Source organism: Mesorhizobium sp. ES1-4, from assembly GCF_020164745.1.
In the GTDB taxonomy this organism is placed as follows: domain Bacteria; phylum Pseudomonadota; class Alphaproteobacteria; order Rhizobiales; family Rhizobiaceae; genus Mesorhizobium.
Map to the genome: position 1 here is coordinate 259,456 of NZ_JAIUGV010000003.1, position 23,892 is coordinate 283,347.

The window sequence follows — 23,892 nt, forward strand, 5'->3', positions numbered from 1 at the left end:
GTTTGAAACGGCGCATCGAGATCGGCATCCTCTATTCCCGCTCGGGGAGCTATCAGCTCATTTCCGACGCGTGCCGCACCGGCGCCATGCGCGCCATCGCCGACATCAATGCCGACCGGAGCTCGGGCATCGAGCTGGTGCCGGTCGAGCGCGACCCGCAAAGCAATGCCGACCGCTACGCGACACTGTGCGAAGACATTTTCAGGACCAGCAGCGCCCGCCACGTCGTCGGTTGCGTCACCTCCTGGAGCCGCAAGGAGACGATTCCGGTCCTGGAGAAGGCCGGCGGCATGCTCTGGTACGCCTGCCCCTATGAAGGGTTCGAGGCCAATGAGCATGTCGTCTACATGCACGCCTGTCCCAACCAGCACCTGGTGCCGCTGATGGCCCATGTCGTGCCGCGCTTCGGCGCAAACGGCTTTCTGCTCGGCTCGAACTACATCTGGGGCTGGGAGATGAACCGCGTGGCGCGCGACCTGATCGCCGACGCCGGCGGCAAGGTGCTGGGCGAGCGCTATCTGCGCATCGGCGAGACCGACGTGTCGCGGCTGATCGCCGAGATCCGGGCGACACGGCCGAATTTCATCCTCAACAATCTGATCGGCACATCTTCTTACGCCTTCCTTGCGGCCTATCGTGATCTGGCCGGCGAGGACGCGGCCTTCAGCCCCGGAAACTGCCCCGTCATCTCCTGCAACCTGACCGAAGGCGAGTTGCCGGCGATCGGCGAAACCGGCAAGGGCCATCTTTCGGTCGGACCGTATTTCGCACCGCGGCCGGCAGCGTTCGCCTCGTCCTTCGAAGCCTCCGCCTATGCCTCGGTGCAGGTGATGGCGGACGTGCTGTCTCACGACCCCGACGCGGGCCCGGCCGAATTTTCAAAAGCGTTCGCCGAGCGGCGCTTCTCCACCCGGCTCGGCCCGGTCGCCATCGACGCCCATTCCCAGCATGCGACGCTGCCGGTGATCATCGGCCGGATCGCGGACGGGTACTTCGAGGTTGTCAGCCGCGAGGACGAAGTCGCGCCGGACCCCTATCTGTCGCGCTACGACCCCGCAAAAACATTCGGCCGGCCGCGCCTGCGGGTGGTGTCGTGACCAGAACCCCGCGTATTCCCAATCTCGGCGGCGCCAGGGCCTTTGTCCTGCATCGTCCGCACCCGACGGTGCAGGCGATCACCAGGCAATTGTCGGCCATCGGGCTTGTCACCGTGGACTGCTGGCCGGAACTGGCGCCGGAGGCGCTGGCCGCGGACTTCGTCTTCTTCGACGTCGATCTTGGTTTCGACGAGCAATTCCCGTGGAAGCCGGGCGAAGCGCCAATGCCGCTGGTGGCGTTGATCGGTTCCGAGGCGCCGGGCCGCATCGAGTGGGCTTTGTCGCACAAGGCCGACGCCCAGATCCTGAAGCCGGTCGGCAATGCCGGCGTCTACAGCGCGTTGCTGATCGCGCGGCAGGGTTTCGAGGCGCGAAAGCATTTAGCCGGCGAGATTTCCGCGCTGCGCCAGCGTGTCGCCGAACGCCAGACCATCGTGCGGGCTGTCTCGGCGTTGTCGAAAGGCAGCGACGACGGCCGTGCCTATGCGCAGCTGCGCTCGCTGGCGATGAGCTGGCAGATCAGCGTCGAGGACGCCGCGCGTCGTATCGTGGCGATGACGGAGGAGACCAAGACGGGGGAAGCCAAGACCGGGGAAGAGAGCGGCGATGACCAGTCCCATCGCGCCTGATCTCACGGCAACTGGGCGCATGCCGGCCAAGCCGCGCGTCGGTGTCTGGCGCCGGCTGGTCAGGCGCCGCCTGGCGCTGCTCGGCCTGGTGATCGTCGCCATCGTCGTCGCGGGCGCGATCATGGCGCCGTGGCTGACCGGCTACGATCCCAACGAGCAGATGTTCGACGGCCTGACCATCGAGGGCTCGCCACTGCCCCCGAGCGCGAAATTCTGGCTGGGCACCGACCTGCTCGGCCGGGATCTTCTGACCCGCATTCTCTACGGCGCTCGCACCTCGCTTATCATCGGCATCGTCGCCAATGGCGTGGCGCTTCTGATCGGAACGCTGGTCGGCGTCACTGCAGGCTATTTCCGCGGCTGGATCGGCAGCGCGCTGATGCGCTTCACCGACCTGATGATGGCCTTTCCGGCGCTGCTGCTCGCAATCTGTCTCGCGGCGGTGTTCCAGCCGAGCCTGTGGATCGTCGCCATGGTCATTGCCCTGGTGAACTGGGTGCAGACCGCGCGCGTCATCTACACCGAAACCTCATCGCTCGCCGAGCGCGAGTTCATCGACGCCGAGCGCACCATCGGGGCGAGCGCGCCGCGCATCCTGTTTCGCCACATCCTGCCGCATCTGCTGCCGACCATCATCGTCTGGGGCACGCTCGGCATCTCGACCACGGTGCTGCTCGAAGCCACGCTCTCCTTCCTCGGCATAGGCGTGCAGCCGCCGACGGCATCCTGGGGCAACATCATCTTCGAGAACCAGACCTACTTTCAGGCCGCGCCCTGGCTGGTGTTCTTCCCCGGCGCCGCGATCCTGGCCCTGGCGCTCGCCTTCAATCTGGTCGGCGACGCGCTGCGCGACATTCTCGACCCTACGCAAAGGGGCCGCGCATGATCGCCTATCTCGGCCGCCGCCTGATCCAGTCGCTGCTCATCCTGCTCGGCGTCTCGCTGATCACCTTCGCGCTGCTTTATCTCCTGCCCGCCGATCCGGTGCGCCAGATCGCCGGCCGCAGCGCCACGCCGCAGACGGTGGAAAACATCCGCCAGCAGCTCGGCCTAGACCAGCCCTTCGTCGTCCAGTACTGGCACTATCTGACCAGGCTCGTCAGCGGCGATCTCGGCCGCTCCTACATCCAGCGCTCCGAGGTGACCGAGCTCATCGTCTCGCGCCTGCCGGCGAGCCTGCTCCTGATGGCCGGCGCCATCCTGTGCGAACTGCTGATCGGTCTCTCGATGGGCCTGATCGCCGCGGTCAAGCGCGGCACCGCGACCGACCAGACCTTGATGGTCGCGTCCTTCGTCGGCGTTTCGGCGCCGCAATTCGTCGTCGGCCTGTTGCTGCTCTACGTCTTTGCCGTGCGGCTGAGCTGGTTTCCGATCGGTGGCTACGGCACCTGGCGTCATCTCGTGCTGCCCTCGCTCACCATGGGCATCCTCGGCGCCGGCTGGTACGCACGCATGATGCGCTCGTCGATGATCGATGTGCTGCGCCAGGATTATGTCCGCACCGCCCGCGCCAAGGGTCTCGCCCGTGGCGCCATCCTCTTCCGTCACGCTCTGCCCAACGCCATCCTGCCGGTCATCGCCATGATCGGCATCGATATCGGCATCTTCATGGGTGGCATCGTCGTCGTCGAAAGCGTGTTCGGTTGGCCGGGGATCGGTCAGCTGGCATGGCAAGCCATCCAGCGCGTCGACATTCCGATCATCATGGGCGTCACCCTGGTGTCGGCCTTCGCCATCGTGCTCGGCAACCTGCTCGCCGACATCATCGCGCCCTTCATAGACCCGCGCATCAAGCTGAGATGAAACCACAAAACAAACAGAGAAAGGGAACGACAATGAAGAAGTTTCTCGCATCGACCGTAGCCGCATCGGCGCTGGCGCTGATGCTCGGCATGACGAGCGCCCGGGCCGAGGACACGATCGACCCGAACGCCAAGCAGGGCGGCGCCATCACCATCACCTACAAGGACGATGTCGCGACCCTCGACCCGGCGATCGGCTACGACTGGCAGAACTGGTCGATGATCAAGAGCCTGTTCGACGGGCTGATGGATTACGAGCCCGGCACCACCAACCTCAAGCCCGACCTCGCCGAGAGCTACGAGATTTCGCCCGACGGCAAGACCTTCACCTTCAAGCTGCGCCACGGGGTGAAATTCCACAATGGCCGCGAGATGACCGCCGACGACGTGAAGTACTCGCTCGACCGCGTCACCAATCCGAAGACGCAGAGCCCCGGCTCCGGCTTCTTCGGTTCGATCAAGGGCTATGACGACGTCGCCGCCGGCAAGGCCGAAGTTCTGTCGGGCGTCACCGTCGTCGACCCCTACACGGTCAAGTTCGAGCTGACGCGCCCCGACGCCACCTTCCTGCATGTCATGGCCATCAACTTCTCGCATGTCGTGCCGAAGGAAGAGGTGGAAAAATACGGCGCCGATTTCGGCAAGCACCCGGTCGGCACCGGCGCCTTCAAGCTGGCCGAGTGGACGCTTGGCCAGCGCATCGTCTTCGAGCGCAACCCCGACTACTGGCACAAGGGCCTGCCGCATCTCGACAAGATCACCTTCGAGATCGGCCAGGAGCCGATCGTGGCGCTGCTGCGCCTGCAGAAGGGCGAGATCGACGTGCCTGGCGACGGCATTCCGCCGGCAAAATTCCAGGAAGTGATGGCCGATCCCGAGCAGAAGGCGCGCGTCGTCGAAGGTGGCCAGTTGCACACCGGCTATGTCACCATGAACACCACCATGGCGCCCTTCGACAATGTGAAGGTGCGCCAGGCCGTCAACATGGCGCTCAACAAGGCGCGCATCATTCAGATCATCAACGGCCGCGCCGTGCCGGCCAATCAGCCGCTGCCGCCGTCGATGCCCGGCTACGACAAGGACTACAAGGGCTATCCGTACGACGTCGCCAAGGCCAAGGCGCTGCTGGCCGAGGCCGGCCATCCCGATGGGTTCGAGACGCAATTGTTCGTCATGAACACCGACCCCAACCCGCGCATCGCCCAGGCGATCCAGCAGGATCTGGCGGCGATCGGAATCAAGGCCAGCATCCAGTCGCTCGCCCAGGCCAACGTCATTGCCGCCGGCGGCGACAAGGCCGGCGCGCCGATGATCTGGTCGGGCGGCATGGCCTGGATCGCCGACTTCCCCGATCCTTCGAACTTTTACGGGCCGATCCTGGGCTGCGCCGGTGCGGTTCCCGGCGGCTGGAACTGGTCCTGGTACTGCAACAAGGATCTCGACGCCAAGGCGGCCGAGGCCGACTCGGTGGTCGATCCGGCCAAGGCCGCCGAGCGCGACAAGATGTGGAGCGCCATCTACGACAAGGTGATGGAAGACGCACCCTGGGCGCCGGTCTTCAACGAGCAGCGCTTCACCATGAAATCTGCGCGCATGGGCGGCGCCGACAACCTCTATGTCGACCCGGTCCATATCCCGATCAACTACGACAATGTGTATGTAAAAGATGTGCAATAACTGCGACTACACGATCCACGGGCGCCATCACCATTTCGGCTGGGACAATTCGTTCGTCCCGGCCGAGCGGGTGGCGCCCGGCTCGACCATCGAGTTCCAATGCCTCGATTCCTCGGGCGGCCAGTTGCAGCCCGACAGCACCGTCGCCGACATCGCCAAGCTCGACTTCGCCCGGATCAATCCGGTCACCGGGCCGATCTTCGTCGAGGGCGCAGAGCCGGGCGATGCGCTGAAGGTGACGATCGAGATGTTCAAACCGTCCGGCTTCGGCTGGACGGCCAACATTCCAGGTTTCGGCCTGCTCGCCGACGACTTCAAGGAGCCGGCGCTCAACATCTGGAAGTACGATGCGTCGTCGCTGGAACCGGCATTGTTCGGCAAAAACGCCCGCGTGCCGCTGAAGCCGTTTGCCGGCACCATCGGCAACGCACCGGCCGAGATGGGACACCATTCGGTGGTGCCGCCGCGCCGCGTCGGCGGCAATCTCGACATCCGCGATCTCGCCGCCGGCACCACGCTCTACCTGCCGGTCGAGGTCTCGGGTGCGCTGTTTTCAGTCGGCGACACCCACGCCGCGCAAGGCGACGGCGAGGTCTGTGGCACCGCAATCGAAAGCCCTATGGATGTCGTGCTCAAGCTTGACCTGGTCAAGGACGCCAGGCTGAAAACGCCGCGCTTCACCACGTCAGGCCCGGTGACGCGCCATCTCGACGCCAAGGGTTACGAGGTGACGACCGGTATCGGCCCCGACCTGATGACGGGCGCCAGGGAGGCCGTCGCCCAGATGGTCGACCTGCTCGCCGGCCGCTACAAGATCGACCCGGTCGAAGCCTACATGCTGGCCTCGGTCTGCGGCGATCTCAGGATCAGCGAGATCGTCGACATGCCGAACTGGGTGGTTTCGTTCTATTTTCCACGCTGCGTGTTTGAATGATTTTGCGTTTGCGCCAAGGCACCCCCCTCTGCCCTGCCGGGAGTAAATCCCTCCCAAGGTCACGCGTGGCATGACCTCAGCCAGCGAAACAGTCCTTGCCATCGCCGATCTCTGCGTCTGCGTGCGCGGCGAGGAGAGCGAGCGCGAGGTCGTCTCGAACCTATCCCTGACGCTCGGGCGCGGCGAAACGCTTTGCATTGCCGGCGAGTCCGGCTCCGGCAAATCAATGACCGCATTGGCGATCATGCGATTGCTGCCGCAGCCCGCGGCGCGCATATCGTCCGGCGCTATCCATCTGGGCGGCACCGAGCTGACCACCCTGGACGAACGCCGCATGCGCCATATTCGCGGCAACCGCATCGCCATGATCTTCCAGGAGCCGATGACTTCGCTCAACCCGGTGCTCTCGATCGGCCGGCAGCTGACCGAATCCATCGAGGCGCATACCGGCCTGTCGCGGGCCGAGGCCCGCCAGCGCGCCGTTGAGGCGCTGACGGCGGTGCGCATTCCGGGGGCCGAAAGCCGGCTAAGGCAGTTCCCGCACGAGCTCTCCGGCGGCATGCGCCAGCGGGTGATGATCGCCATGGCGCTGGCGCTCGAACCGGACGTTCTGATCGCCGACGAGCCGACGACGGCGCTCGATGTCACGGTGCAGGGCGAGGTGCTGGAGCTGCTGCGCGATCTGCAGCAAAAGCATGGCACCAGCGTCATCCTGATCACCCATGACATGGGCGTGGTCGCCGAAATGGCCGACCGCGTCATCATCATGCGGCATGGAAGCATGGTCGAGGAAGGCGCGACATCGGACATTTTCGCCCGACCGCAAGCCGACTACACGCGCGAACTGCTCGCCGCCGTGCCGCGCATAGGCAAGCGACGGGATCCTGACTCGGCGCTGGCCCCCTCGGCCGTGGCATCAACTTCCTCTTCTCCCCCACGGGGAGAAGGTGGCCCGCAGGGCCGGATGAGGGGGCCTTCCGCCGAGCATTCGGTCCCGGTCGCCGTGGTCAACGACCTACACGTCCGCTTCGACCTGCGCGGCGGCGTATTCGGCCGGGTCAACGCCAGAGTCCACGCCGTCGAGGGTGTCAGCTTTTCCATCGCGCCCAACGAGACGCTGGCGTTGGTCGGCGAATCCGGCTGCGGCAAGTCGACCACCGCCAAGGCGCTGGCCGGGCTGGTGCCGTACAGCGGCGACATCGTCGTCGGTGGCCGCAACCTGTCCGGCCTCGGCCGCGACGAGCGCAAGGCGGTGCGCCGCGACGTGCAGATGATTTTCCAGGACCCCTACGCCTCGCTCGACCCGCGCATGCGCGTCGGCGATCTCGTGGCCGAACCGCTGGTCATCCACGGCATCGCCTCTAAGGAAGAGCGCCGCGAGCGGGTGGCCGCCTTGTTCGACCGTGTCGGCCTGTCGGCCGGCCAGATGGAACTCTATCCGCATGAGTTTTCCGGCGGCCAGCGCCAGCGCGTCTGCATCGCGCGTGCCTTGGCGCTCCGGCCGAAACTGATCATCGCCGATGAAAGCGTGTCCGCGCTCGACGTCTCGGTGCAGGCGCGCGTGCTCGATCTGCTGCAGGAATTGCAGCGCGAATTCGGCGTGGCCTATCTCTTCATCTCGCACGACATGGCCGTGGTCGAGAACATCTCCGATCGTGTCGCCGTCATGTATCTCGGCCAGATCGTCGAGATGGGCACACGCGACCAGGTCTTCTCCAGCCCGCGCCACCCCTATACCAAACGGCTGATCGAAGCCGTGCCGGTGCCGGATCCCGCGCGGCGCAGAAGCCGTTTCGCCCGCCTCGACCAGGAAATCCCCAGCGCCACCCGCCGGATCGGCGAGGCGCCGCTGAAACTGGCGCTGAGCGATGTCGGCAACGGCCATCTCGTCGCCGCCGAAGGCTGAAGGGGCCTGCCGACCCTGCCAGGCGCCGCCGACCCACCATGGCGCTCGCCGGCATGGTCGTGCCGCCATAGCCGTGCCGGCGTCGCGGTTCACATGTTCGTGTCTCTGCCGCAGTCGAGGCCGGCCAACCGGCTTGCTGCCGGTATCGCGGCAGGCCGCTACGAGCCTTCGGGCATAAATCCGTGATCGGCCCTTGCCGTTCCGCCTCATTTTCCTCATGTTCCCTGATGCTTGAAAATGATGACCGATCGTAGGGAGCGGCCGGATTCATCGGAACGGGAGGAAGTAAACTCATGAAGCTATGCTATTTCGTTTCCGCCGCGCTTCTCGCGGCCACCGCGATTCCTGCCTCGGCGGCCGGGATTTCCGACGGCAAAGTCAAGATCGGCATCCTCAACGACCAATCCGGCGTCTACGCCGATTTCGGCGGCAAATGGTCGGTCGAGGCGGCCAAGATGGCGGTCGAGGATTTCGGCGGCAAGGTGCAGGGAGCGCCGGTCGAGGTCATCAGCGCCGACCATCAGAACAAGCCCGATATCGCCTCCAACATCGCACGCCAGTGGTACGACACCGAACAGGTCGACGCCATCATGGAGCTGACGACCTCTTCGGTCGCACTCGCCGTGCAGGGCATTTCCAAGGAAAAGAAGAAGATCGACATCGTCACCGGTGCCGCGACCACCGACCTGACCGGAAAGCAGTGCTCGCCCTACGGCTTCCACTGGGCCTATGACACCCATTCGCAGGCGGTGGGAACCGGCGGCTCGCTGGTGCAGCAGGGCGGCGACAGCTGGTTCTTCCTCACCGTCGACTATGCCTTCGGCTATTCATTGAAGGAGCAGACCGCCAAATTCGTCGAGAGCCATGGCGGCAAGGTGCTGGGGGAGGTGCGTTATCCCCTGGGCTCGACCGACTATTCGTCCTTCCTGCTGCAGGCGCAATCGTCGGGCGCCAAGGTCATCGGACTGGCCAATGCCGGCCTCGACACCTCCAACTCCATCAAGCAGGCGGCCGAATTCGGCATCGTGCAAGGCGGCCAGCGCCTGGCGGCGCTGCTGTTCACGCTGTCCGAGGTGCATGGGCTCGGCCTGCAGGCGGCGCAAGGCGTCGTGCTGACCGAGGGCTTCTACTGGGACCGTGACGACAAGAGCCGCGAGTTCGGGCAGCGCTTCTTCAAGCGCACCAACCGCATGCCGAACATGATCCAGGCGGCGACCTATTCGGCGGTGACGCAATACCTGAAGGCCATCGACAAGGCCGGCACCGACGAGACCGAAGCCGTCGCCAAGCAATTGCATTCGATGCCGGTGAACGACGTCTTTACCGCCAACGGCAAGGTCCAGGCCGACGGCAACATGGTGCACGACATGTATCTCTACCAGGTCAAGGCGCCCAGCGAGAGCACCAAGGATTGGGACTATTACAAATACCTTGCCACCATTCCCGGCAACGAAGCATTCCTGAGCGAGAAGGAAAGCGGCTGCCCGACGGCGGCCCAGTGACCGTCGCGGCCATGGCGCCGCCCGACCTCGACAGAAGTGAACCGCGGGTGGTGCTTTCCGCCCGCGGCCTGAGGCGCGACTTTGCCGGCTTCGTCGCCGTCAGGAACGTCGACCTCGATGTCCGTCATGGCAACATCCATGCCCTGATCGGACCCAACGGCGCCGGCAAGACGACCGTTTTCAACCTCCTGACGAAATTCCTGGCGCCGACCAGCGGCAGGATCGAGCTGCTCGGCCACGACATCACCCGCACGCCGCCGGCCAGGGTGGCGCGGATGGGGCTGGTGCGCTCGTTCCAGATATCGGCGACTTTTCCGCACCTCAGCGTGCTCGACAATGTGCGCGTCGCGCTGCAGCGGCCGGCCGGGCTCGGCATCCAGTTCTGGCGCTCGCTGGCGGCGCTCGATCGGCTGACGCCGCGCGCAATGGAGCTGCTGCGCTCCGTCGGCCTCGACGATGCCGCCAACAGGCCGGCCGGCGATCTTTCCTACGGCAGGAAACGCGTGCTCGAGATCGCCACGACACTGGCGCTGGATCCGAAAGTGCTGCTGCTGGACGAGCCGATGGCCGGCATGGGCCATGAGGACGTGGCCACGGTTTCCGCCATCATCCGCTCCGTGGCGAGCGACCGCGCCATATTGATGGTCGAGCACAATCTGACCGTCGTGGCCGATCTGTGCGACTGGATAACGGTGATGCAGCGCGGCGAGGTGCTTGCGGCCGGCGACTACGCCACCGTCAGCCGCGACGAGCGCGTCAAGGTTGCCTATATGGGCACCGCCGATGACTAGCGCCGCGCCCCTGCTTGCCGTCCGCGGTCTCAACGCCTGGTATGGCGAGAGCCATGCGCTGCACGGCGTCGACCTCGAGGTGTTTGCCGGCGAGACCGTGACATTGCTTGGCCGCAACGGCGTCGGCAAGACGACGACGCTGCGCGCCATCATGGGCCTGATCCGCCGGCGGACGGGCGAAGTCGTTTTCGATGGCGCCGACCTGATGCGGCTGCCGCTGCACCGCACAGCCCACCAGGGCATCGGCTTCGTGCCGGAGGAGCGCGGCATCTTCGCGACGCTGACCGTCGACGAGAACCTGGTGCTGCCGCCGGTCGTCGCCCGGGGCGGCATGAGCGTCGAGGAAATCTTCGATCTCTTTCCCAATCTGAAGGAGCGGCGCAACAGCCCGGGCACGCGGCTCTCGGGCGGCGAACAGCAGATGCTGGCGATCGCGCGCATGCTGCGGACCGGCGTCAAGATGCTGCTTCTCGACGAACCGACCGAAGGCCTCGCCCCGGTGATCGTGCAGCGCATAGGCGAGCTGCTGGTGACGCTGAAGAAGCGCGGCATGACGATCCTGCTGGTTGAGCAGAATTTCCGCTTCGCCAGCCGTGTCGCCGACCGTTTCTACCTGATGGAGCACGGCAAGGTCGTGGCCGGGTTCCCCACCGGCGAACTGGCGGACCGCATGACGCTGCTCCACGAAATTCTGGGTGTATGATGACGCCATGACGATGATCTTCGGCATCCCCGTCCAGGCATTGCTCGGCCAGTTGCTGGTCGGCCTGATCAACGGTTCCTTCTACGCCATGCTGAGCCTGGGCCTGGCCGTCATCTTCGGCCTGCTGCGCGTCATCAATTTCGCCCATGGCGCCCAGTACATGCTGGGCGCCTTCGTCGGCTATCTCCTGCTCACGCATCTCGGCATCGGCTATTGGCCGGCGCTGGTCCTGGCGCCGCTGATCGTCGGCCTGTTCGGCGTCGTCGTCGAGCGCCTGGCGCTGTCCAGGCTCTACGACACCGACCCGCTCTACGGCCTGCTCTTCACCTTCGGCCTCGCGCTTGTGCTGGAAGGCATATTCCGCTACTATTACGGCGTCTCGGGAAACCCCTACGCCGTGCCGCCGCTGCTGGCCGGCGGCACCAATCTCGGCTTCATGTTCCTGCCCAACTATCGCGGCTGGGTCGTGGTCGCCTCGCTGATCGTCTGCTTCGGAACCTGGGCGCTGATCGAGAAGACCAGGCTCGGGTCCTACCTGCGCGCGGCAACCGAGAATCCCCGTCTCGTCCAGGCCTTCGGCGTCAACGTGCCGTTGCTGTTGACCCTCACCTACGGCCTCGGCTCCGCCCTGGCCGGGCTTGCCGGCATCCTGGCGGCGCCCGTCTATCAGGTCAGCCCGCTGATGGGGTCGGATCTCATCATCGTCGTCTTCGCGGTGGTCGTGATCGGCGGCATGGGGTCGATCCTCGGCGCCATCGTCACCGGCTACATGCTCGGCCTGGCCGAAGGCCTGACCAAGGTCTTCTACCCCGAGGCCTCCAACCTCGTGGTCTTCGTCATCATGGCGATCGTGCTCCTGGTGCGGCCGGCCGGCCTGTTCGGAAGGGATGCCTGACATGTCGGAAGGAACTGGCATGGCCGATCTCAGCCTTCGCGAGACGTCGGCCAAACCCTCGGCAAGGCTTGAATGGGCGCTGGTCGGGCTCGGCATCCTGGCGCTGCTGGCCGCACCCTTCTTCGTCTACCCGATCTTCCTGATGAAGATGCTGTGTTTCGCGCTGTTTGCCTGCGCCTTCAACCTCCTGCTCGGCTATACCGGCCTCTTGTCCTTCGGCCACGCCACCTTCTTCGGCGGGGCGGCCTATTTCACCGCCCACGCCGTCAAGGTGTGGGGCTGGCCGCCGGAAGCCGGCGTCCTGCTCGGCATGGCGGGCGCGGCATTGCTCGGCCTCGTCATGGGTTTCTTCGCCATTCGCCGGCAAGGCATCTATTTCGCCATGATCACGCTGGCGCTGTCGCAGATGTTCTTCTTCTTCTGCGTGCAAGCGCCGTTCACGCAGGGCGAGGACGGCATCCAGGGCGTGCCGCGCGGCATGCTGTTCGGCATCCTCGACCTCAACGCCCCGATGAACATGTATTATTTCGTGCTTGTCGCGGTCCTGGTCGGCGTCTTCGCCATCTGGCGCATCGTCAATTCGCCCTTCGGCATGATCCTGCGCTCGATCCGCGAAAACGAGAGCCGCGCCATTTCGCTGGGCTATTCCGTAGCCAGCTACAAGCTCGGCGCCTTCGTCATGTCGGCGGCGCTGGCCGGGCTCGCCGGCTCGCTCAAGGCGATCGTCTTCCAGTTCGCCACCCTCACCGACGTCACTTGGCAGATGTCGGGCGAGGTGATCCTGATGACGCTTCTGGGCGGCATCGGCACCATGGTCGGCCCGATCATCGGCGCCAGCCTCGTCGTCGGCCTGGAAAACACGCTGGCGACATCCGGCTTCCCGGTGACCATCGCCACCGGGCTGATCTTCATGGTCTGCGTGCTGGTGTTTCGGCGCGGGATTGTGGGCGAGGTTTACGCGCGGGTGATCGGGCGCGCGGGGACGGGGTGAAAGGCGGCGGACACGCCGCAGCCTCACCATCGCCGGGACCTTCCAGACCGAAGCGGCGCATCCCAAGGGGCTGGAACAAAGATGGCCCGTCGGCGTTACATCGCGTTGTGCTAATTCACCATTCGCCAAGGGAGGGGTGCGGTGAAGATAAACGGGGGCAGCGAGAGGCTCACGGACCGGGCGGATGAACTCAGCGCTTTGTACGTGCTGACGGACCGTCTCTATCGGGCAAAATCCAATCACGAAGCATTTGACGCCGGCCTTGATGCCATACGCGATGGTCTCGGGTGCCGGCGGGCCTCCATGCTGCTCTTTGACGAAGAAGGGGTAATGCGCTTTGTGGCCTGGCGGGGCCTATCCGACGGCTACCGGCAAGCCCTTGCTGGGCATTCGCCCTGGAAAGTCGGGGAACGCAACGCCGAGCCAATATTCGTATCGGACATCGCGGACACCGATGAACCCGCAGCCGTAAAAGACCGGATCGCCAGCGAAGGCATCGTCGGCTTGGCGTTCATCCCATTGGTGGCGCAAGGCGAAGTGGTCGGCAAGTTCATGACCTACTACGAACAGAAGCACACCTGCAGCATCCGCGAGATAGACCTTGCCACCACGATTGCCCGACAGATTGGCTTCTATCTCGAACGCACCCGTGCGGAAGAAGCCCGAAAACTTGCAGAAGACGAGTTGCGAGCCTCCGAACAGCAATTCCGGCTGATGTCGGAAGACGTTCCAGTCATGATCTGGACGTGCGACGCCTCGGGGAAGTGCACGAATCTGAACGGAATGCTCCGGGAGTTCTGGGGCATCGAGAGCGAGGACATCCCGAACTTCAGCTGGTATCCGACCATCCACCCCGACGACGCTGTAGATATCGGAGCCCGAATGACGGATGCGTTGGCGACGCAATCCACCGTCTCGGTTCAAGGACGCTACAAGAACTGCAGGGGTGAATACCGCACGCTTCTTACGGTCGCTCGCCCTCATTTTTCCGCCAAGGGACAATTTCGCGGGCTGATTGGCGTGAATGTCGACATGACCGAAAGCGAACAGGTGGAAGCAGCGCTCCGCCACAGCGAGGAGCGATTTCGATCAGCCGTAGAGGCGGCCCCAAGCGGCATGGTCATGACGGACGAGAGCGGCCGTATCATTCTCGTCAACTTGCACGCCGAAACGGTCTTTGGCTATCAGCGGGCGGAAATGATCGGCCAAGGCATTGAAATGCTGGTCCCCGACCGCTTTCGCAGCTCGCACCCGGTGCTTCGCGGCACCTATGGCAGTCGTCCCCTGGCGCGCCCAATGGGCGCGGGCAGGGACCTCAATGCACGCCGCAAGGACGGAAGCGAGGTGCCCGTCGAGATTGGGCTCAGCCCAATCGAGACAAGCGAAGGGCTGATGGTTCTCGCCTCGGTCGTGGACATCAGCGAGCGGAAGCGATCCGAAGCACAACGGGAACTGCTGATGGCTGAGCTCAACCATCGTGTGAAGAATACATTGGCGGTGGTCCAGGGCATTGCACATCAGACATTCAGGGGAACCCCCGCCACCGAAGCTCATGCCGCCTTTGAGGGCCGGCTCATGGCCCTTTCGGCCGCGCACAACATTCTGACCCAAACGAGTTGGGAGCATGCATCCCTGGACCAGCTCGTTGCCGACAGCCTTCAGATCAGAGGCACGTTTTCCAATCGGGTCTCAGCGAGCGGACCCGCGGTTCTCTTGCATCCGAACCAGGCGCTTTCCGTAGCGCTTGCCTTCCATGAGCTGCTGACAAACGCCGTGAAGTATGGGGCCCTTTCCAACGAGGCGGGCAGAGTTTCGGTCGAGTGGTCTCGCACCGACCTGCCACAGCCGCGGTTGAATCTCATCTGGAGCGAATTGGGCGGCCCGCCGGTCTCGTCTCCGTCGCGGCGGGGGTTTGGCTCGCGTCTAATTACTGGCGGCCTCGCAGCAGATCTGCAGGCAAAGGTCGCCTTGGAGTTCCAGCCTCAGGGGTTGATTTGCAGGATCGACGCGCCGCTGCCAGATGGGATGCTCGCACAATGACGTCACTGTCTGGAACGCGGGTGCTCCTGGTCGAGGACGAATCCGTGATTGCCATGATGGCGGAGGATTTTCTGACCGAACTGGGCATCACGGTCATCGGTCCCGCCACGTCCATCAACGCCGCATTGGAACTGATATCCGCAAATGACATCGACGCGGCCGTCCTGGACCTGAACATACGCGGGGAGTTGAGCCATCGCGTCGCCGAAGCTTTAAGGCTTCGTCGCATCCCGATGGTGTGCGCCACCGGCTACGGCCAAGGGGCGGCTGAGTTCGCAAGAGGGGCTCCGATCATCGACAAACCCTATTCCGAGGACAAGCTGGCCAGGGCGCTGCAGATGGCTCTCCATGGCGCCGGCGGGACAAACGAATGAGTTTGGTGAGAAGACCTCCATCACAGCACTCGTATCCCGTTTGGAGGAAACGTGCGTCGTCCGAGTGATAAGTTTCGGGATGACAATCTAAAGCTCAGGCTGGCGCTTCGTGCCGCCCCCATAGGCATTTGGGACTGGGACCTCGAGACGAACGAGATGAACTACTCGCCTCGGGCTCGGAAGATCTCCGGCTTTTCTCCTGACGAGCCGATCACCCTCGAGAAGGTTCGCGCCGTCACGCACCCGGATGATTTACCTCGCACGTGGAAACTGGCCGGCATGGCGTTGGATCCCAGCATCAGGAACAACGACCCTTACGAGTACAGGATCGTGCGCGCGGATACACGCGAGGTTCGCTGGGTCCTGGCTCATGGGGAGGCGGTTTTTCAACGGGTCGGCGACACCGTGAAGCCGGTGCGCTTCCTCGGCACCATCCAGGATATCACCGGTCGCAAGCTGGCGGAAAACGCTTTGCGAGAAGCTGAACTGAGACAGCGGCTGGCCATTGATGCCGCCAGACTGGCCGTATGGGAGCTCGATGTCCCGACGGATCGTCTCACGGTCAGCCCCGAGCTCAATCGCATGTTCGGTTTGCCCGCCGATGCATGTCCCACCGTCGCGGAACTTCGGATGCTCTTGGGTCCGGGCGACCTAGACAGGATCATGGAAATCCGCTGTAAGGCGGCCAGCACGGCCGATCCGCACTTTGAAGCGGAATTCCGTTGCAGGTTTCCCGATGGATCATTGCGCTGGCGGCTGCTCCGGGCGGAGATAAAGATCGCTCCTACCGGAGAGCCAACGCACATCATCGGCGTCGTGATGGATATCGACGAGCGCAAGCGCGCTGAAGAACAGAAGCACTTGCTGCTGCGCGAGGTCCATCACCGTGTGAAGAATTCGCTCAGCGTAATACAGGCACTGGCCACTCAATCATTCGGCCGTGGTGCCGCCGATCCAGACGCGCTGAAGAGCTTCCTCGGAAGACTTGCTGCCTTGGCAAAGGCCACCGATCTGACTGTTGCGCAGCAGGGGGACCCGTTTCGACTGACAGACCTGATTGTCGGCGTTGTCGAACCCTTTTGGTCCCCGACCAGGTTCGAACTCCAAGGCCCCGACATAAGGCTGCCAGCACGGCTGAATGTGCCCCTTGCACTCGTCTTCAATGAACTCTGCTCGAACGCAGCCAAGTTCGGTGCGCTTTTGAAAGCCTCTGGAACGGTCGCCATACAGTGGGAGATCACAACAAACGGGCTAGAACTGTACTGGCGCGAGAGCGGGGGGCCACCCGTTCCCTCAAAGCTTGACCGGGGCTTCGGCCTAAGGCTGATCCTGGACGTCTTGCCTGTGGAATTCGGCAGCGTCCAGCTCGATCCGCGACCTGCCGGCATTTCGTGTCACGTCCTTATTGCCAATCCCGGCTGGCTGAACGATGCGAACTGATCGACGCCGACAGATCGGAGCGACAGCCACCGTTAGCTCCTCCTTGACCCTGTGGACCCGCTGCCCAGCACGTCGGCCTTGGAAACACGCTGGCCACATCAGGTTTCCCGGTGACCATCGCCACTGGGCTGATCTTTGGTCTGCGTGCTGGTATCTCGGCGCGGATTGTGGGGAGCTTCATGCGGGCGAGGAAGGGGTGATCAGGTCCAGATCGACGGACGCGGTTGATCGGATAGCACCAAGCGCCGCCAAGGCCGCTGCCGCCACTCGGCGCGACAGCCCTCTCTTGATATCACTGCTTTTGCCATAGCTCTCGTGTTGGGACAGCATTCAAGAGAGTGCCGTCCTTCGCTCCTGGCCAAGCCTTCCGCAAGCCAGCCAGACGGCGAGCGCCGCGACAACACCGACAATGCCATCCACAGCATAGTGCCACCCAAGATGAATTGAGCCGAGAAAGATCAATACAGCATAGGTCAGCATGACATGACCGAGCCTGCGACTAATGGAGTACGCGACCGCCGCAAACAAAGCAGCCTGCGCGTTGTGCATGCTGGGCATGGCCGAAATACCACCGAACAGGTCTACATTTCCAATATACACCTGCCAAAGAAGCTCCTTGGTCAAGGATGATGACAACGGATAGGCGGCTGCGACCTCATCAAGATAGTGCATGAGATCAAGATATGGCGAGGGCTTGCCCGGGACGATTTCCGAAAAGTAACAGGGCCCGGCGGACGAGAACATGGCTGCCATCACCACGCCTATCAGAAGCCAGGAAATGACTGTCGCCCCCCAATAGCGCACACGTATCGGCTCCGGGACGCGCGAACTGGCGAACAGCCCTCCCCAGAACAGGAAGACCATCGGTACCCATAGGGAATAGGCGAGGTCGAGCAGCAGGGTGATCCAGGGTACGCCAACGAGCGGCTGGATGACTTGCCATGCCTGGTGTCCACCCAAAAGACTTGCGTCCCAGCGGGAGAAGGTTTCGTCCCATTGGAAGGGGGCCACAACCGGAATCATCATCTTGTTGTAGAGGAAGGCCGCCATGAAGAGGGCCAATATGGCGCAAGCGTAGAGATACCGTGCCAACATGCTCGACATAATCAGTCTTCGCAGGTCAGCCGCCACGAGGCTGACTGGTGACCCGCGACGACCCTGAACGAGCGCGCTTGAACAGATCCAGAGCACAAGGACGGAGCTTAGTAACAGACAGGCCCGCACGACCCGGTCGGCATATTCAAGGATGTTGGGAAGGATTGAATCGCCCCTAATTGTTGCGACGAGAAAGGTTGTACAGACGAACGCAGAGATCAAAGCGTAGAGAGCCAGGTCTCCGCGCCTCAGGTAAGCGATCCATGCCGAAAGTCGACTTTTTTGCAAAATGTAACGGGCGCTTTCAGAAGAAGCCATGAAGCATGCACCTTGTCCGAAGTTTATAAATCACATCGCGATATTCGAAGGGATGCCAAATCTGGAAACGAACATTGCTCCTTGAGGCACCCCGTCGAAGCGTTCAGATTGATGCAGTCATTCTTCAAGAGCGCAGGGGAGCGACGGTTCAAGCTCGGCAGTGTTCCGTCGATGGGGCGCCCAGTGGCCCTGCTCGCGCACCAGACGTCCTGTCCCCCACCAGATCAGCGATACCACGACGATAGAGAGGTAGCCGTCCACCGCGTAGTGCCATCCGGTGTACACCGACCCGTACATGATCAAGGCAGCGAAGATCCAGCCAAGAACGCCAAGCCAGCGGTTGAGAGAGGAAAGGAAATAGGCGTTCAGCGTGGCAAGGCCAACATGCAGGCTGGGCATGGCCGAGATGCCGCCCCCAAAACCTGCATTCCCTGTCGTGTGCAGGGTCAAGAGATAATCAGCATACTCCCGGACGACACTGCTGGACTCCAGAGCAGACATGGCGCCCTTCAGATCGTCGAAGCGGTCGCCGCCAACGAAGTAATCATAATAGATGGGACCAGCGGACGACAAGAGGAGTGCGAGCAAGGTACCAACGATCGAGATGGTCAAAGCCGCCGCCCAAAGATAGCGAATGCGTGCGATCCGGTCCGACCACATGCCGACAAAGAGGATCGTCCCAAACCATTGTGCGTACCAAAGCACCTCGTAACTTTTGAAGACAGAGAACGCCCATAGGTCGTGGTCGAGACGATGCGCCAATTCCCATGGCGCCGCTCCATGTATCCATTCGTCCAGATCAGCAAGCCATGGGTCGGCATAGAACGGAACGATCCTCGGAATCATGCTCTTGTGGGTGGAAAACGCAGTCATGCCGACGAGGAAGAACAGGATTACGGGCACGCAACCCCGCCAGCGCGTTCGAAGTAGTTGAACGGCGTATCGCGTCGGAGCCTGACGGCCGAAAATGAGCGCTCCGGTGCCGACGCCCCCAACTAACAATATCGGAATGGCGATGACGAATTTTTCGGCGTAAACTTGACCAAGGACCCCGAAAGATTGCGGATCCAGGTAGAATGCGACGAGGACATAGATGCCTACGTAAAGTGCCAGCCTCACCGACCATTTTTTGGGTGTACTATAATTGGAGACTTCGGTAATTAAGACCATTGTAATGTACCGTATTCTAATATTATTCGCTGTCGAAAGATCGTCATCGATAACAAGCCAATATTACTGATAAATTACTACGCCAGATCGCAATGCCCGCAGTCGAGGAAAGTTGTGTAGACCTGACAAAGAACCGGAGATAGACGCATCACATTCGATCCACGCGGCAGTTGCTTGTGACCGCCGCAGACGATGTCTGCTTTTTGGGGTGTGGCCAAGCTGGCCCCTGCGACAGAGATGAGCGCAAAGCCGCCATTTGTAATTTTCAAAAGCCAAGCTCCGGCGTTGGCCCAAAAGTCGTTATCAACGCTCTTAAGGTCGCTGCTCCGTATCGTCGGGCAGAGCGGACGCACAAAGGCTCACCGTCGCTCGCCACCCTCACCCATAACACCCCGCTCCATCGCCAGCCGCCGCACCAGCGCCAGCACCCATCGACCGCCGGCGTCGGCTTGGGTGCCAGCCTCGTCGTCGGCGGCCTGGAAAACACGCTGGCCACATCAGTTTCCCGATGACCATCGCCACCGGGCTGATCTTCATGGTGTGCGTGCTGGTATTTCGGCGCGGGATTGTGGCCGAGGTTTATGCGCGGGTGCTGGGGCGGGCGGGGACTGATTGGCTCCAGATCGACCGCACGCGGTCAGGGGATCGCGCGTTTTGCCCGGTGTAGGAATGTCTTGATCGGGCCGACAGCGGACTGGCCTCTTTCGGAGGAATAATCGTAACAGCGGCTGCTCAACTCCACCCGAGGATGGTCTCAATATCCCGAAGCAGACCGTGGCTGGGAATTGCATGAAGCGTCGCCCGGGTCGCAACGGGACATTCGGTGTCGGGCTGAAAGAAATCGCGCCCGGAGTCTCACTCCTCCTTCAAATCTTCGGCTTCGTCTTTGAGCTTGGTCCAGTCAGCACCATGCTTGCGCAATAAAGCGCGCGCTTGCTTCGGCGAGACGTCGGCAATTTCCGTCAGGTGCTCCACCTCCAACTCTTGCCCTTTCACCACGCGGCTCTCTTTATTCTTCTTTTCTTTGGTAGCCATCTCCGTGTGTCTTTCTCTTGCATCATCGGATGAACGAAGACTGAGAAGTGTGGTTCCGGTTGGCGCATTGTCGTTCGCCGGCTTGAATCCGGGCGCAGTTGATCCAGTTGTTTGTGACAGGTTTATGACGCACCATGCGAAGCGAGGCTGCGCCGAGGACATTATGCAGGAAACGGAACTGAAGCTCGAGCTTTCGCGGTCGGGTGCGGGATCGCTCCTCAAGAAAAATCCGTTCGGAGCCTCGCCTACCATTCTCCAACAAAGATCGATCTATTTCGACACCCCGCGATGGGACCTGTCCAAGCGCGGCCTGTCGCTTCGCATTCGGCAATCGGGAAATGAACGGATACAAACCGTCAAAGCCAGCGATGACGCCGCGGCCGGATCGTTCGCACGCGAGGAATGGGAGCAACCAGTCGCCGGCGATATACCGATGCTTGACGATCCGGAGATCCGAGACCTGCTCGCAGGGGCTGGCCCCAAACTCGCGCCCCTGTTCGAGGTTCATGTCAAACGGCATCGTTGGAATGTGACGGACAGCGGCGCCACGGTCGAAGTCGCTTTGGATCTTGGCAAGGTCGTTGCAGCCGATCGCGAGGCGCCGTTCTGCGAGATCGAGTTGGAAAAGAAGGCGGGCTCGCCGACAGCGCTGTTTGCGCTCGCCCGGAAAGTCGACCTGATCGCGCCGGCGCATCTCGGGGTGCTGAGCAAAGCTGAACGAGGCTATCGTCTGCTTGGCCCGGCACCCGGTGCTGTGAAGGCAGCTTCGACACCGCTCACGTCCGAGATGAGCGCGGCAACGGCGTTCGCGCGCATCGCAGCAGCCTGTCTCAAACAGTTTCGTCTCAACGAAACGGCGCTGGGCTGGTCTCGCGATTCGGACGCCCTGCATCAGGCTCGTGTGTCGCTGCGACGGCTGCGCTCCCTATTTTCGATCTGCAAGTCGCTGTTCAACGACAGCCGTTTCGATCACCTGCGAGAAGAATTCAAATGGCTTACCTCGGAATTTGGCGATGCGCGCAATATCGACGTGATGATCGACCGCGCTTCGAGCGAGGCCCTTTCAAGCCATCTTCAAGATGCGCGCGACGACGCCTATACGGCGCTCGAAGCATCGCTTTCCTCGGTGCGTGCGCGTTCCCTGATGATGGATTTCATTGAGTGGATTTCTATCAGAGACTGGCGAACCCAATCGGACGAAATGTTGCAGCGGTCGTCGAAGGATTTCGCCTCGGACGTGTTCGATGAATTTTGGAAAAAGGTAAAGAAGGGCGGCGAAAATCTGATCGATGCCGATGACGAGACCCGCCATAAGGTGCGGATCGCCGCAAAGAAACTGCGCTACGCGGCGGAGTTCTTCGAGCCGCTTTACAACAGCAAGGCGGAAGCCAAACGCCATCGACGGTTCATCGACGCGATGAAGGGCCTGCAGGATCAACTCGGCAACCTCAACGATATCGCCACGGCTCCCGATATGCTGGCAGCGCTGGAGCTTTCGGACGTGGCTGGTGCGAAGGACCTCTTCAGCGCCGACGACAAGTCCAAGCTTCTCAAGGAGGCCGCGGAAGCGCACGACACCTTTGTCAACACGAAGCGCTTCTGGCGTTGAGGCAGCATGCAGAGGGAGTGACTCCAGCACCGACATGCCCGCCGCCGGGTTCTTAAATGCAATGCTCCGCTTCTTGCGCAAACTAAGCGTATTCCCGGTAATGTCCGCTTTCGGCGAATGGAGAAGTCCACGGTAACTACTGACGTCAGGCGCAGAGCTGCCAGAGCTCCGCTTGTTGGCAAATCAGACGCTTCTGGCAGGCATCGAAAATTTCAGCCCCAAGATCTCTTGGACGGCAATGACGCTGCCTGCCGGGGGCGGCGCATGCGTCGCGCTGTTCAGAGCAGGTCCAGCGTGTGCTGGTCACGCTCACCTCCAAAGAACCGGTCTAGCGCCTGGTGGAAGATGGAGCCGTCAAGGTCGGCGGTTTCGCCAAATAGCGTCATTGATGAGCGGAACTTCAAATCGTCTGGAGAGCCGAAGATCTCGTGTGCTGAGCGGCCGCTTACACTGAGAGCCGCCGCTGTCGCATGACGCAGGCGTTGGCCAAGGACGGCATCCGCGAGGTACGCCCGCGCCTCATCCTGGGAGGAGATACCATAGAGCTGGGCGGTCGGCGAGTGCCCAAGTCCGCGCAGCTGCGGGAAAACGAACCACATCCAGTGGGAACGCTTGTGGCCAGCGCGCAGCTCTGCCACCGCTGCTTCGAAAACCGGGTCCTGTGCGGTACGAAAGCGGGCCAGGTCGAATGGGTCGTCAGCCGCCATGCTTACGCCTCGGCAAGAACGATCCAGGCCTGGGCGTGATCGCTCGCCTTCTCCCAACGTCGGCCTCCCCGCGCTTGGCGTGTCCGCCAAGGCGTCCGAATTCCCGCAAGTAGCTCATCGGTCGCTCCACCTCGATATGCTGATGACAGTCTCCAGGGCAGGACAGCCGGACAGCGTGCCGCCGGATGGTAAATGCGACATCTTCCTTCGATCCTATGGCATATCCAATAAATTCAGAAAGGCTCGCGCAGCTCGATCTGGGGGTCGCTGATCGTCGCCTTCGACTGTCTGATAGGCTACCACGAGTTCCCAGCAAATCTCCGGGCCGGCGAGACAAGCAATTCCCAGCGAGGCGCGGCGAGCTTCCGCGACAGCTTCGGGCAGAAGAGCCACGCCCATGCCTCGCCTTACCAACTCAACGAGCGTTTCAAGATCGCTGACCTCGAAGGCAATGTGTCGGCCAATGCCGGCGCCGAAGAATGCCTGGTCAACCAGCCTTCGTGTCCCCCAAGCCGGTTCGAAGTCGACAAAGGGCTCATCTTTCAGAGCGGCCAAAGAGACCCCTTGCGCCCCCGCGAGGGGGTGCGCTGCAGCACATGCAAGGACGAGGGGCTCGCAGGCAATCATATCAGTCTTGATGTCGGCTGGTGACTCGCTGAGCGGGAAAAACGCCAGATCGAGACGACCGTTTCTGATTCTTTCGATGAGTTCCGAAGAGCTGCCTTGACGCAGTTTGACCTCAACGCCGGGATGCAAGGTGTGGAATTTTTCAATGAGCGAGGGCAGATCGAGAAACGCCGGAAGACTTTGGACGGTGCCGATGCTCAATGTTCCTCGTTCGAGATTGCGGACAGCTGCCACCGCCTCGCGCGCATCCCGGATGGAATCCAGCGCACTCCTCGCCTTGGCAAGCAACGTCCGTCCAGCGTCAGTCAGCCTGACTTGACGCGTGCTGCGGACAAACAACTTTGCGTCGAGTTCTTCCTCGAGCAACCGGATCGAATTTGAAAGGGCCGACTGCACGATGTTCACGCGCTGCGCCGCTCGAGTGAAGTGCTTTTCCTCGGCCACGGCGACGAAATGCTGCAACTGCCGAATTTCCAAAGAAGCGCCTCTATTAATCTACTCAACCGCTTAGTGGCATCGATATAATCTATTTGAGTGATAGGCAAGGCGT

The 23,892-nt window shown here is 62.3% G+C and carries 21 protein-coding genes and 1 pseudogene; 17 read left to right on the plus strand and 5 right to left on the minus strand.

All coding sequences use genetic code 11. The features are described 5' to 3' along the window. Positions 1 to 2: 2 nt before the first annotated feature. From LB556_RS07205 to LB556_RS07275, 15 genes are all read left to right on the plus strand, one after another. On the plus strand, positions 3 to 1,097 hold the full coding sequence (locus tag LB556_RS07205) for a transporter substrate-binding protein (RefSeq protein ID WP_224565524.1): 1,095 nt from the start codon (positions 3 to 5) through the stop codon (positions 1,095 to 1,097). Continuing rightward, positions 1,094 to 1,726, plus strand: a complete 633-nt coding sequence (locus tag LB556_RS07210) for an ANTAR domain-containing response regulator (RefSeq protein WP_224565526.1) — start codon at positions 1,094 to 1,096, stop codon at positions 1,724 to 1,726. The genes LB556_RS07205 and LB556_RS07210 overlap by 4 nt, the downstream gene beginning before the upstream one ends. Further along, positions 1,704 to 2,612 carry an ABC transporter permease gene (locus LB556_RS07215; protein ID WP_411908571.1) on the plus strand — a complete coding sequence of 303 codons (909 nt, stop codon included), beginning with the start codon at positions 1,704 to 1,706 and terminating at the stop codon, positions 2,610 to 2,612. Before LB556_RS07210 ends, LB556_RS07215 begins: the two co-directional genes overlap by 23 nt. Then, positions 2,609 to 3,529: an ABC transporter permease gene (locus LB556_RS07220; RefSeq protein ID WP_224565528.1), complete on the plus strand. Its 921-nt coding sequence runs from the start codon at positions 2,609 to 2,611 to the stop codon at positions 3,527 to 3,529. Before LB556_RS07215 ends, LB556_RS07220 begins: the two co-directional genes overlap by 4 nt. A gap of 32 nt (positions 3,530 to 3,561) precedes the next feature. Further along, entirely contained in the window at positions 3,562 to 5,205 is a 1,644-nt protein-coding gene (locus LB556_RS07225; RefSeq protein WP_224565530.1) for an ABC transporter substrate-binding protein, read from the plus strand. After that, positions 5,195 to 6,139, plus strand: a complete 945-nt coding sequence (locus tag LB556_RS07230) for an acetamidase/formamidase family protein (protein WP_224565532.1) — start codon at positions 5,195 to 5,197, stop codon at positions 6,137 to 6,139. Before LB556_RS07225 ends, LB556_RS07230 begins: the two co-directional genes overlap by 11 nt. A 70-nt stretch (positions 6,140 to 6,209) precedes the next feature. Beyond that, positions 6,210 to 8,045 carry an ABC transporter ATP-binding protein gene (locus LB556_RS07235; protein ID WP_224565534.1) on the plus strand — a complete coding sequence of 612 codons (1,836 nt, stop codon included), beginning with the start codon at positions 6,210 to 6,212 and terminating at the stop codon, positions 8,043 to 8,045. 293 nt (positions 8,046 to 8,338) lie between these two features. Continuing rightward, positions 8,339 to 9,547, plus strand: a complete 1,209-nt coding sequence (locus tag LB556_RS07240; protein ID WP_224565536.1) for an ABC transporter substrate-binding protein — start codon at positions 8,339 to 8,341, stop codon at positions 9,545 to 9,547. Positions 9,548 to 9,558: 11 nt separating this feature from the next. Continuing rightward, positions 9,559 to 10,338, plus strand: a complete 780-nt coding sequence (locus LB556_RS07245) for an ABC transporter ATP-binding protein (protein ID WP_224565957.1) — start codon at positions 9,559 to 9,561, stop codon at positions 10,336 to 10,338. Further along, positions 10,331 to 11,041, plus strand: coding sequence for an ABC transporter ATP-binding protein (locus tag LB556_RS07250; protein WP_224565538.1), 711 nt, complete (start codon positions 10,331 to 10,333; stop codon positions 11,039 to 11,041). The genes LB556_RS07245 and LB556_RS07250 overlap by 8 nt, the downstream gene beginning before the upstream one ends. A gap of 7 nt (positions 11,042 to 11,048) precedes the next feature. Next, the gene (locus tag LB556_RS07255; RefSeq protein ID WP_224565540.1) at positions 11,049 to 11,936 is read left to right on the plus strand and encodes a branched-chain amino acid ABC transporter permease; all 888 of its coding nucleotides are present in this window, start codon (positions 11,049 to 11,051) and stop codon (positions 11,934 to 11,936) included. 19 nt (positions 11,937 to 11,955) lie between these two features. Then, positions 11,956 to 12,927, plus strand: a complete 972-nt coding sequence (locus tag LB556_RS07260; RefSeq protein WP_224565959.1) for a branched-chain amino acid ABC transporter permease — start codon at positions 11,956 to 11,958, stop codon at positions 12,925 to 12,927. A 141-nt stretch (positions 12,928 to 13,068) separates the two neighbouring features. Next, positions 13,069 to 14,967 (plus strand): PAS domain S-box protein, encoded by a 1,899-nt coding sequence (locus LB556_RS07265; RefSeq protein WP_224565542.1) that lies wholly within the window; start codon positions 13,069 to 13,071, stop codon positions 14,965 to 14,967. A 20-nt stretch (positions 14,968 to 14,987) separates the two neighbouring features. Next, positions 14,988 to 15,341 carry a response regulator gene (locus LB556_RS07270; protein WP_224565544.1) on the plus strand — a complete coding sequence of 118 codons (354 nt, stop codon included), beginning with the start codon at positions 14,988 to 14,990 and terminating at the stop codon, positions 15,339 to 15,341. A gap of 51 nt (positions 15,342 to 15,392) precedes the next feature. Beyond that, complete coding sequence (locus LB556_RS07275) at positions 15,393 to 16,781, plus strand: sensor histidine kinase (protein WP_224565546.1); 1,389 nt, start codon at positions 15,393 to 15,395, stop codon at positions 16,779 to 16,781. A gap of 330 nt (positions 16,782 to 17,111) precedes the next feature. On the opposite strand, the gene LB556_RS07280 is transcribed toward LB556_RS07275, so the two are convergent. Together LB556_RS07280 and LB556_RS07285 are read right to left on the minus strand one after the other, a co-directional pair. Continuing rightward, entirely contained in the window at positions 17,112 to 18,194 is a 1,083-nt protein-coding gene (locus LB556_RS07280) for a phosphatase PAP2 family protein (protein ID WP_224565548.1), read from the minus strand. A 117-nt stretch (positions 18,195 to 18,311) separates the two neighbouring features. Next, positions 18,312 to 19,313: a phosphatase PAP2 family protein gene (locus LB556_RS07285; protein WP_224565550.1), complete on the minus strand. Its 1,002-nt coding sequence runs from the start codon at positions 19,311 to 19,313 to the stop codon at positions 18,312 to 18,314. 503 nt (positions 19,314 to 19,816) lie between these two features. Between LB556_RS07285 and LB556_RS07290 the strand changes: the two are divergent. Next, positions 19,817 to 20,031, plus strand: a pseudogene (locus LB556_RS07290) (hypothetical protein); the annotation flags it as partial. A 188-nt stretch (positions 20,032 to 20,219) separates the two neighbouring features. Here the strand turns inward: LB556_RS07290 and LB556_RS07295 are convergent. Further along, entirely contained in the window at positions 20,220 to 20,399 is a 180-nt protein-coding gene (locus LB556_RS07295) for a hypothetical protein (protein WP_140641868.1), read from the minus strand. 124 nt (positions 20,400 to 20,523) lie between these two features. On the opposite strand from LB556_RS07295, the gene LB556_RS07300 reads away from it, so the two are divergent. Continuing rightward, positions 20,524 to 22,008 (plus strand): inorganic triphosphatase, encoded by a 1,485-nt coding sequence (locus tag LB556_RS07300; RefSeq protein ID WP_318011262.1) that lies wholly within the window; start codon positions 20,524 to 20,526, stop codon positions 22,006 to 22,008. A gap of 278 nt (positions 22,009 to 22,286) precedes the next feature. On the opposite strand, the gene LB556_RS07305 is transcribed toward LB556_RS07300, so the two are convergent. Continuing rightward, entirely contained in the window at positions 22,287 to 22,715 is a 429-nt protein-coding gene (locus LB556_RS07305) for a DUF1810 domain-containing protein (RefSeq protein WP_224565552.1), read from the minus strand. 213 nt (positions 22,716 to 22,928) lie between these two features. Continuing rightward, complete coding sequence (locus tag LB556_RS07310) at positions 22,929 to 23,804, minus strand: LysR substrate-binding domain-containing protein (RefSeq protein WP_263485128.1); 876 nt, start codon at positions 23,802 to 23,804, stop codon at positions 22,929 to 22,931. Positions 23,805 to 23,892: the final 88 nt, after the last annotated feature.

Bases quoted from the DNA above. Each gene is read 5' to 3' on its own strand.
- LB556_RS07250 (WP_224565538.1), top strand. From the start codon at position 10,331: ATGACTAGCGCCGCGCCCCTGCTTGCCGTCCGCGGTCTCAACGCCTGG.
- LB556_RS07280 (WP_224565548.1), bottom strand. From the start codon at position 18,194: ATGGCTTCTTCTGAAAGCGCCCGTTACATTTTGCAAAAAAGTCGACTT.
- LB556_RS07230 (WP_224565532.1), top strand. From the start codon at position 5,195: ATGTGCAATAACTGCGACTACACGATCCACGGGCGCCATCACCATTTC.
- LB556_RS07240 (WP_224565536.1), top strand. From the start codon at position 8,339: ATGAAGCTATGCTATTTCGTTTCCGCCGCGCTTCTCGCGGCCACCGCG.
- LB556_RS07245 (WP_224565957.1), top strand. From the start codon at position 9,559: ATGGCGCCGCCCGACCTCGACAGAAGTGAACCGCGGGTGGTGCTTTCC.
- LB556_RS07260 (WP_224565959.1), top strand. From the start codon at position 11,956: ATGGCCGATCTCAGCCTTCGCGAGACGTCGGCCAAACCCTCGGCAAGG.
- LB556_RS07220 (WP_224565528.1), top strand. From the start codon at position 2,609: ATGATCGCCTATCTCGGCCGCCGCCTGATCCAGTCGCTGCTCATCCTG.
- LB556_RS07300 (WP_318011262.1), top strand. From the start codon at position 20,524: ATGACGCACCATGCGAAGCGAGGCTGCGCCGAGGACATTATGCAGGAA.
- LB556_RS07295 (WP_140641868.1), bottom strand. From the start codon at position 20,399: ATGGCTACCAAAGAAAAGAAGAATAAAGAGAGCCGCGTGGTGAAAGGG.
- LB556_RS07215 (WP_411908571.1), top strand. From the start codon at position 1,704: ATGACCAGTCCCATCGCGCCTGATCTCACGGCAACTGGGCGCATGCCG.
- LB556_RS07255 (WP_224565540.1), top strand. From the start codon at position 11,049: ATGACGATGATCTTCGGCATCCCCGTCCAGGCATTGCTCGGCCAGTTG.
- LB556_RS07305 (WP_224565552.1), bottom strand. From the start codon at position 22,715: ATGGCGGCTGACGACCCATTCGACCTGGCCCGCTTTCGTACCGCACAG.
- LB556_RS07235 (WP_224565534.1), top strand. From the start codon at position 6,210: ATGACCTCAGCCAGCGAAACAGTCCTTGCCATCGCCGATCTCTGCGTC.
- LB556_RS07225 (WP_224565530.1), top strand. From the start codon at position 3,562: ATGAAGAAGTTTCTCGCATCGACCGTAGCCGCATCGGCGCTGGCGCTG.